Below are 7107 nucleotides of genomic sequence, written 5' to 3'. Positions count from 1 at the left end.
CCCGGCTGCCGTTCCCGCCGCCGAGGCGCCCGCCACGCCCGCGCCCACGGTGCCGGCCGTGCCGGCCGCGCTGCCCATGGCCGGGCCCACGGGGATGGTCTTCCACGCCATCAAGGCCGACAAGACCGCCGACTTCGAGTCCGTGATGACCCGGCTGCGCGATCTGCTGGCCGCGAGCGCCACCGAGACGCGCCGCCAGCAGGGGGCCGGGTGGCGTGTCTTCCGGCAGGCCACGCCGCTCGGTGACGGCAGCGTGCTGTACATCTCGTTCCTCGAGCCCGTGGTGGCCAATGCCGAGTACGACGTGCCGCGCCTCCTCGCCGAGGCGGCACCCACGGAGGCGGCGCAGCTCTACGAGCAGTTCCGCGACGCGCACGTCCAGCCCACCGTCCAGGCCTCGAACCTCACCATCGTCATCGCGCCCGGCGCCGCCGCTCCGGCGGGCGCGGCCACCGCGCCGCCGGCGCCCAGGCCATGACCGCGGGGCTGGTGTGGCTGTGCGCACTCGGGCTGTCGGCGCAGGCGTCCGCGACAGGGACCAGTCCCGCGACGCCGGCCGCCGTCCAGGCGCCCGCGGCCGCCGCCACGAGCACCGCGGGCGATGTCTGGTTGGTGATTTACAGCGTCCTGCCCGGCCGCACGGCCGAGTTCGAAGCGGTGGCGCGGCAGGTCCGGGAGGCGATGACCAGGAGTCCCCAGGAGGTCCGCCAGGCGCAGGCCCGCGACTTGCGCATCCACCGGTCGGCGTTGCCCAACGTGGACGGCAAGGTCATGTACTTCCTCCAGATTCCAGCGCTGACCGGCGATGCCGACCGTTCGGGCTTCGACGTCCTGATCGATGCGCTCCTGCCGGCGCAGGCCACGGCGCTGAAGCTGCAGTTGACGGGCAGCCTCGACCCCACCAACCCGTCCGGCAACACCTACCTGGTCAATCTCAGGGACTGAGCGTCCACGGCCCGGGCCGCCACGTGGCCGACGCTAGAAGGCGAGCGTCAGGCCGGCTGAGAGCCGCTGGGGATTGGGCGACCGTGCGTCGCGCAGCTTGAAGATCCTGTAGTCGAGGCGCAGCTTCAGCGGACCCGCCAGCGAGATCTTGGCGCCACCCCCCACCGCGACATGCACGTCGGTCTGCTGGGAGGCCACGTCCAGGCGTTCGCGGTAGAGTCCCGCGCCGGCAATGGCATAGAACTGCACGCCGTTGATGGGCACCGGGTTCTGCACGTAGACGCTGCCCGTCCCCGAGGCGATCGACGGCGCCAGATCCTCGAGGCGTTCGCTCGTCCGGGCAATCTCGACCTCCCACCCGACAATCAGCAGACCGAAGCCGAGTCCGATCCCGGTCGTCGGCCGGATGGCCGGCGCGTTCTGCAAGCCGGCGAAGATGGTCAGGTCTGCCCGCGCGGGCCAGGACGAGCCGAGCAGCAGGAGGAGAACGAGCAGGGCGCGACGCGCAGCGGACGGCATGGGGCATTATGCAAGAACGCCATGGACCTGCACCTCACCGACGACCAGCGGTTGTTGCGCGACAGCGTCCGCGAGTTCGCGGAGCGCGAGATCCGGCCCCACGTCATGACCTGGGACGAGGCGCAGCACTTCCCGATGACGCTGTTGCCCGCGCTGGCCGACCTCGGCCTGATGGGGATTCAGTTTCCGGAAGCGGTGGGCGGGGCAGGCATGTCGGCCGTCGACTACTGTCTCTGCATCGAGGAACTGGCGCGCGTCGATCCCGCGATCGCGCTGAGCGTCGCGGCGCACAACGGGCTCGCCGCCGCCCACCTCCACATGTTCGGCACTCCGGCACAGCAGCAGCGGTTCCTCGTGCCACTGGCCACAGGGCAGGTCCTCGGGGCGTGGGGCCTGACCGAACCGACGGCCGGCAGCGACGCCGCGGGGACCCGCACCGTGGCCCGTCGCGACGAGGCGGGCTGGGTCATCGACGGGGCCAAGACCTTCATCACGCACGGCAACATCGCCGGCGTGCTGGTGGCGATGGCGGTCACCGACCGCTCGCGCGGCAATCGGGGCATCTCGGCGTTCGTGGTGGAAGCCGGCACGCCCGGCATGCGTGCCGGGCGCAAGGAGAACAAACTCGGCATGCGCGCCAGCGAGACCAGCGAGGTCATCTTCGAGAGCTGCCGGGTGCCGGCCGACGCACTGCTCGGCGAGGAAGGTCAGGGGTTCATCAACACGCTGCAGGTGCTCGATGCGGGGCGCATCGGCATCGCGGCCCTGTCGGTCGGCCTGGCGCAGGGGGCGTGGGAGGCGGCTCGGGCGTACGCGCTGCAGCGCGAGCAGTTCGGCCAGCCCATCGCGTCGTTCCAGGGCATTCGCTGGAAGCTCGCCGATCTGGCGACCCGGATCGCGGCCGCGCGCCTGCTGACGTATCGGGCCGCCGCCCTCAAGGACGAGGGCGTGCGCACCACCCGCGAGTCGTCGATGGCCAAGTTGTACGCGAGCGAGGTGGCCGTCCGCGCCGCCGAGGAGTGCGTGCAGATTCACGGGGGCTACGGCTTCGTGAAGGACTACCCGGCGGAGAAATACTTCCGCGACGTCAAGCTGCTCACCATCGGCGAAGGCACGAGCGAGGTGCAGCGGCTCGTCATCGCCCGGCAGTTGCTGGCATGACCATCGAGGCACTCGCCGCACGCGTCCGCGCCGGCGAGCCGCGGGCGCTCGCGCGTGCCCTGTCCGTGGTCGAGGACGAGACACCGCAGGCCAGCGCCCTCGTCGGCGCGTTGTACCCCCACACCGGGCACGGCGCCATCGTCGGACTCACCGGGGCGCCCGGCGCCGGCAAGAGCACGCTCGTCGACCGCCTCGCCCTGGGCTGGTGCGCACGCCAGCGGCGCGTCGCGATCCTCGCCGTCGATCCGACCAGTCCCTTCACCGGCGGGGCCCTGCTGGGAGACCGCGTCCGCATGCAGCACGCGGGCGACGGCGGCGTGTTCATCCGCAGCATGGCCACCCGCGGCCATCTCGGCGGCCTGGCGCGAACGACGGCCGATGCCGCCATCGTGCTCGAGGCGGCGGGCTACGACCTCGTGATCGTCGAGACGGTCGGCGTCGGGCAGGACGAAGTCGAGATCGTCCGCACCGCCGACGTCTCCCTCGTGGTCGTGGTCCCGGGGATGGGCGACGACGTGCAGGCGCTCAAGGCCGGGCTCATGGAGATTGCCGACATCTACGTGGTCAACAAGGCCGACCGCGACGGTGCCGACCGGGCGGCGGCGGCCATCGACGGGCTGCTGTCGCTGCAGCCGGTCGCCGCCGAGGCGTGGCGACCGCCCGTGCTCCGGACCGAGGCCACCAGTGGCGCCGGGGTCGAGGCGGTGATCGACGCCACCGAGGCGTTCCTGGCCCGCACGGCCCCCCTCGTCGAGACCCGTCGTCGCCAACGTGCCGCGGCCCGCGTGCGCGACCTGGCCCTGCGGCAGGTCTGGGGCCATCTGGAACGGGAGGCGCTGGGCCCCGGGGGATTCGAGGCGCTGATCGACCGCGTGGCCGCCCGCGAGATCGACGCCCACGCTGCGGCACGCGCGCTGACCGCACGCCTGCTCGAGGGGCGCTGACCGGCGTCGGTCGGCTTGCCAAGACCGCCGCCCGGCCCGCATCATGACGTGTTTGTCGGCGCCGAGGCGCGCCGCCGATCGTGGCGGCCGGTGTCCACGCTGATTCCCGTACCTGCACTTATGTCCATCCAGATTGGCATCATCGGCGGCAGCGGCCTGTACGACATGGCCGAGCTCACCGACCGGCACGAGATCTCCATCGATACGCCCTTCGGCGCGCCCTCGGGCCCCTACGTGACGGGCACCCTGGCCGGCACTCGTGTCGCGTTCCTGGCGCGACATGGGGTGGGGCATCGACTGACCCCGTCGGAGCTGAACTTCCGGGCCAACATCTACGGGTTCAAGACGCTCGGCGTGCAGCGCCTGCTGTCGGCCAGCGCCGTCGGATCGCTGCGCGAGGACCTGGCCCCGCTCGACCTGGTGATCCCCGACCAGTTCATCGACCGCACGCGCGGCCGCATCGGGACCTTCTTCGGTGACGGCCTCGTCGGTCACATCGCCTTTGCCGATCCCGTCTGCGGTCATCTCGCCCAGGTGGCCTACGAGTCCGCGGTGCAGGCCGGCGCCCGGGTCCACAAGGGCGGCACCTACGTCTGCATGGAGGGGCCGGCGTTCTCGACGCGCGCCGAGTCGCACCTGTACCGCTCCTGGGGCGCGCACATCATCGGCATGACGAATCTGCAGGAGGCCAAGCTCGCGCGCGAGGCCGAAATCTGCTACGCCACCATCGCGCTGGTCACCGACTACGACTGCTGGCATCCGGACCACGACCACGTCACCGTGGAGATGGTCATCGCCAACCTGACCCAGAACGCCCGGACGGCACAGCAGGTCATCGCCGGTGCCGTCGCGACCCTCGCGGCGGCGCCCCGCACGTGCGGCTGCGGCCAGGCACTCGCGACGGCCATCATCACGCGCCCGGACATCGTGCCCGAGGAGACGCGCCAGAAGCTGGCGCCGATCATGGGCAAGTACCTCGATTCCTGACGTCGGTCGTCGTTCGGCCTTCGTGCCTCCGCCGCTGGCCGACTCCCGACTCCCGACTCCCGACTCCCGATTCCCGATTCCCGATTCCCGATTCCCGGTTCCCGTTTCCCTACCCCATGCCACGCCACATCGTCACCGGCTCCATCGCCTTCGACTACCTCATGACGTTCCCCGGAATGTTCACCGAACTGCTGCTCCCCGAGCACCTGCAGCGTCTGAGCCTCAGTTTTCTCGTCGACGAGATGGAGAAGCGGCGCGGCGGATGCGCGCCGAACATCGCCTACACGCTCGCCCTGCTCGGCGAGCGGCCGGTGCTGATGGGGACGGCGGGCCAGGACTTCTCGGACTATCGGGCCTGGCTCGAGGCCGCCAACGTCGACACGTCGCTGGTGCACGAGGTCGCCGACAAGTTCACGGCCTCGTTCTTCTGCAGCACGGACACGCAGAACAACCAGATCGCGTCGTTCTACACCGGGGCGATGGCCTCGGCCGACGAGTTGTCGTTCCGCACGGCCGGTGCGGCCGACCTCGTGATCATCTCGCCCAATGACCCGAAGGCGATGGTGCAGTACGCCGAGGAGTGCCGTGCGCTCGGGCTGCGCTATATCTTCGACCCCGGCCAGCAGTGCGCGCGGATGGATGGCCCCGAGCTGGCCGCCGGCCTCGTCGGCGCCAACATCGTGATCTGCAACGACTACGAGTACGAGCTGATTCGCGAGAAGACCGGCCTCGACGTCGATGCCCTCCTCGACAAGTCCGAAGCCGTGATCATCACGCGGGGAGAGAAGGGGTCCTCGATCCATCTCGAGGGGCGCCGCATCGACGTGCCCGTGGCGCCGGAGCGCCGCATCGCCGATCCCACCGGCGTCGGCGACGCCTACCGCGGCGGCCTCATGAAGGGGCTCGCCCTGGGCGCCGATTGGGAGACCGCCGGACGGCTGGGCAGCGTGGCGGCCACCTACTGCCTCGAGCACGTGGGCGGCCAGAGCCACGCCTACAGTCACGACGAGTTCCGCGAGCGCTACGTCGAGGCGTTCGGGGGCTCGTGCCCGTTCTGAGTTGACGATGAGGGGGCGGCCACGCGGGCTGCGTCTGGCACTGGCGCTGGTCGCGATCGGGTGGGTCGCCCTGTTGCTGCTCGCCCCGCGGTGGGCGAGTGCCCAGCCGGACGGGGCCGCCAGACGGACGGCGGCCACCGTGGCGGTGCTGGTGCGGCTCGCGGGCGCGCAGATCTGCCATCAGCGCCCGGAGCGGTCGTTCCACCTGCATGGCCGGCCGCTCGCCGTCTGCGGCCGCTGCACCGGCCTCTACGTCGCGGGTGCGCTCGGTCTGCTCGCCGCTACCCGTGGGGGGCGCCGCCGAGGGCGCGGCGCCGTCGCCACCCCGATGGGCGCATGGTGGCCTTCGTCGTTCGACCCGCGCATGCGCTGGCTCGCCCTGGCCGCGCTGCCGACGGCCATGACGTGGGGCCTCGAAATGGCCGGTCTCTGGAATCCCGGCACGCCCCTGCGCGCGCTGGCGGCCCTGCCGCTGGGCCTGGTCGCCGGGTGGCTGGCCGGTCGAGCACTCCCGGAGTGATGACGAACGCCTCCCGCCCGCTTCCCGGTTCCCGCCGAGATCGACTTGCTACACTAGGCGCCCAGATGCCCGCGCGTTCCCCGTCCTCGCCGTTTCCTGACCTGCCGCCGCTCGCCTTGTGTGCGATCGGCTGGTTCGTGCCCGGCGCGGCGCACCTCTGGCTGGGGCGACGCGACAAGGCCCTGGTCTTTCTCGTCGTGCTCGTGGCGTTGTTCGCCGCCGGGCTCTGGCTCGACGGACGCATCTTTCCCGTCACGCCGCAGGAGCCGCTCGTGGCGCTGGCGGCGCTGGCCAACATCGGGATCGGCGTGCCGTACTTCGTGGCGTGGGCGCTCGGTCTCGGCGCGGGCAACGTCGTCGCGAGCAGTTACGAGTACGCGAACACGTACCTGATCGTCGCGGGCCTGCTCAATGCGCTCGTCGTGCTCGACGCGTACGACATCGCGGTGGGGCGGAAGGCGTGATGACCAGCCACTTCCTGCTCCTCGTGTTCTTCGCGGTCTGTGTCGCCACGGTGATGGCCGTGCTCCAGAAGGACGACCGCGCCGGGCAGGTGCGGCTGGCCCTGTACATCGCCGGCGGCTTCATCGGCGCGGCGCTGGTGCTCGGCTGGGTGATGTACCCGCTGCCGCTGTGACGGCGGCTCGACGCGCCTGGCTCGGCTGGGGACCGGCCGTGCTCTGGGGCGCCCTGCTGTTCATCCTGTCCTCCCAGCCCGCGCTCCCCAGTCCGCCCGGGGTCAACGACAAGCAGGCCCACGCGGCCGCCTACGGCGTGCTCGCCCTGTTGTGCCTGATGGGGCTGACCGGTTGGCGTTGGCGCCGCGTGGCAGGCGCCAGCGTGCTCGCCGCGTTCGCCCTCGCGGTGCTGTATGGCATCTCCGACGAGATCCATCAGGCCTTCGTGCCTGGCCGCACGCCCGACGTGGCCGACGTCGCGGCCGACGCCGCCGGCGCCGCGCTCGCCCTGGCCG

General features: G+C 71.4%; 10 protein-coding genes and 1 pseudogene. 10 read left to right on the top strand and 1 reads right to left on the bottom strand.

Going from position 1 to position 7107, the window contains the following annotated elements:
- Both Q0C41_RS28435 and Q0C41_RS28430 read left to right on the top strand, forming a co-directional pair.
- Nucleotides 1–478, top strand: a pseudogene (locus Q0C41_RS28435) (hypothetical protein); the annotation flags it as partial.
- Entirely contained in the window at nt 475–945 is a 471-nt protein-coding gene (locus tag Q0C41_RS28430; protein WP_291989879.1) for a hypothetical protein, read from the top strand. The pseudogene Q0C41_RS28435 and the gene Q0C41_RS28430, both read left to right, overlap by 4 nt.
- A 33-nt stretch (nt 946–978) precedes the next feature.
- Here the strand turns inward: Q0C41_RS28430 and Q0C41_RS28425 are convergent, their stop codons facing one another.
- Nucleotides 979–1464 (bottom strand): hypothetical protein, encoded by a 486-nt coding sequence (locus Q0C41_RS28425; protein ID WP_291989877.1) that lies wholly within the window; start codon nt 1462–1464, stop codon nt 979–981.
- 21 nt (nt 1465–1485) lie between these two features.
- Here Q0C41_RS28425 and Q0C41_RS28420 point away from each other — a divergent pair, with 21 nt between their 5' ends.
- The 8 genes from Q0C41_RS28420 to Q0C41_RS28385 all read left to right on the top strand — a co-directional run.
- The gene (locus Q0C41_RS28420; RefSeq protein WP_291989875.1) at nt 1486–2625 is read left to right on the top strand and encodes an acyl-CoA dehydrogenase family protein; all 1140 of its coding nucleotides are present in this window, start codon (nt 1486–1488) and stop codon (nt 2623–2625) included.
- On the top strand, nt 2622–3569 hold the full coding sequence (gene meaB / locus Q0C41_RS28415) for a methylmalonyl Co-A mutase-associated GTPase MeaB (protein WP_291989873.1): 948 nt from the start codon (nt 2622–2624) through the stop codon (nt 3567–3569). The genes Q0C41_RS28420 and meaB overlap by 4 nt, the downstream gene beginning before the upstream one ends.
- 120 nt (nt 3570–3689) lie before the next feature.
- Nucleotides 3690–4556, top strand: a complete 867-nt coding sequence (locus tag Q0C41_RS28410; protein WP_291989871.1) for an S-methyl-5'-thioadenosine phosphorylase — start codon at nt 3690–3692, stop codon at nt 4554–4556.
- Nucleotides 4557–4672: 116 nt separating this feature from the next.
- Nucleotides 4673–5614: a carbohydrate kinase family protein gene (locus Q0C41_RS28405; protein WP_291989869.1), complete on the top strand. Its 942-nt coding sequence runs from the start codon at nt 4673–4675 to the stop codon at nt 5612–5614.
- A gap of 7 nt (nt 5615–5621) precedes the next feature.
- On the top strand, nt 5622–6134 hold the full coding sequence (locus tag Q0C41_RS28400) for a DUF2085 domain-containing protein (RefSeq protein WP_291989867.1): 513 nt from the start codon (nt 5622–5624) through the stop codon (nt 6132–6134).
- A gap of 65 nt (nt 6135–6199) precedes the next feature.
- A complete protein-coding gene (locus tag Q0C41_RS28395; RefSeq protein WP_291989865.1) occupies nt 6200–6598 on the top strand; it encodes a DUF6677 family protein in 399 nt (132 codons plus the stop codon).
- Entirely contained in the window at nt 6598–6771 is a 174-nt protein-coding gene (locus Q0C41_RS28390) for a hypothetical protein (RefSeq protein ID WP_291989863.1), read from the top strand. The genes Q0C41_RS28395 and Q0C41_RS28390 overlap by 1 nt, the downstream gene beginning before the upstream one ends.
- Nucleotides 6768–7107, top strand: a 340-nt coding sequence (locus Q0C41_RS28385) for a VanZ family protein (protein WP_291989861.1), incomplete at its 3' end; no start/stop codon positions are given. The genes Q0C41_RS28390 and Q0C41_RS28385, both read left to right, overlap by 4 nt.

This window comes from Luteitalea sp. (assembly GCF_022842525.1).
GTDB lineage: Bacteria > Acidobacteriota > Vicinamibacteria > Vicinamibacterales > Vicinamibacteraceae > Luteitalea.
Note: the sequence above shows the minus strand (reverse complement) of the source record. Positions and strands in the feature narration are given on the sequence as shown.

What these genes read in the sequence shown, in the direction of transcription:
- Q0C41_RS28430 (WP_291989879.1), top strand. Translation starts at nt 475, where the DNA reads ATGACCGCGGGGCTGGTGTGGCTGTGCGCACTCGGGCTGTCGGCGCAG.
- Q0C41_RS28425 (WP_291989877.1), bottom strand. Translation starts at nt 1,464, where the DNA reads ATGCCGTCCGCTGCGCGTCGCGCCCTGCTCGTTCTCCTCCTGCTGCTC.
- Q0C41_RS28420 (WP_291989875.1), top strand. Translation starts at nt 1,486, where the DNA reads ATGGACCTGCACCTCACCGACGACCAGCGGTTGTTGCGCGACAGCGTC.
- meaB (WP_291989873.1), top strand. Translation starts at nt 2,622, where the DNA reads ATGACCATCGAGGCACTCGCCGCACGCGTCCGCGCCGGCGAGCCGCGG.
- Q0C41_RS28410 (WP_291989871.1), top strand. Translation starts at nt 3,690, where the DNA reads ATGTCCATCCAGATTGGCATCATCGGCGGCAGCGGCCTGTACGACATG.
- Q0C41_RS28405 (WP_291989869.1), top strand. Translation starts at nt 4,673, where the DNA reads ATGCCACGCCACATCGTCACCGGCTCCATCGCCTTCGACTACCTCATG.
- Q0C41_RS28400 (WP_291989867.1), top strand. Translation starts at nt 5,622, where the DNA reads ATGAGGGGGCGGCCACGCGGGCTGCGTCTGGCACTGGCGCTGGTCGCG.
- Q0C41_RS28395 (WP_291989865.1), top strand. Translation starts at nt 6,200, where the DNA reads ATGCCCGCGCGTTCCCCGTCCTCGCCGTTTCCTGACCTGCCGCCGCTC.
- Q0C41_RS28390 (WP_291989863.1), top strand. Translation starts at nt 6,598, where the DNA reads ATGACCAGCCACTTCCTGCTCCTCGTGTTCTTCGCGGTCTGTGTCGCC.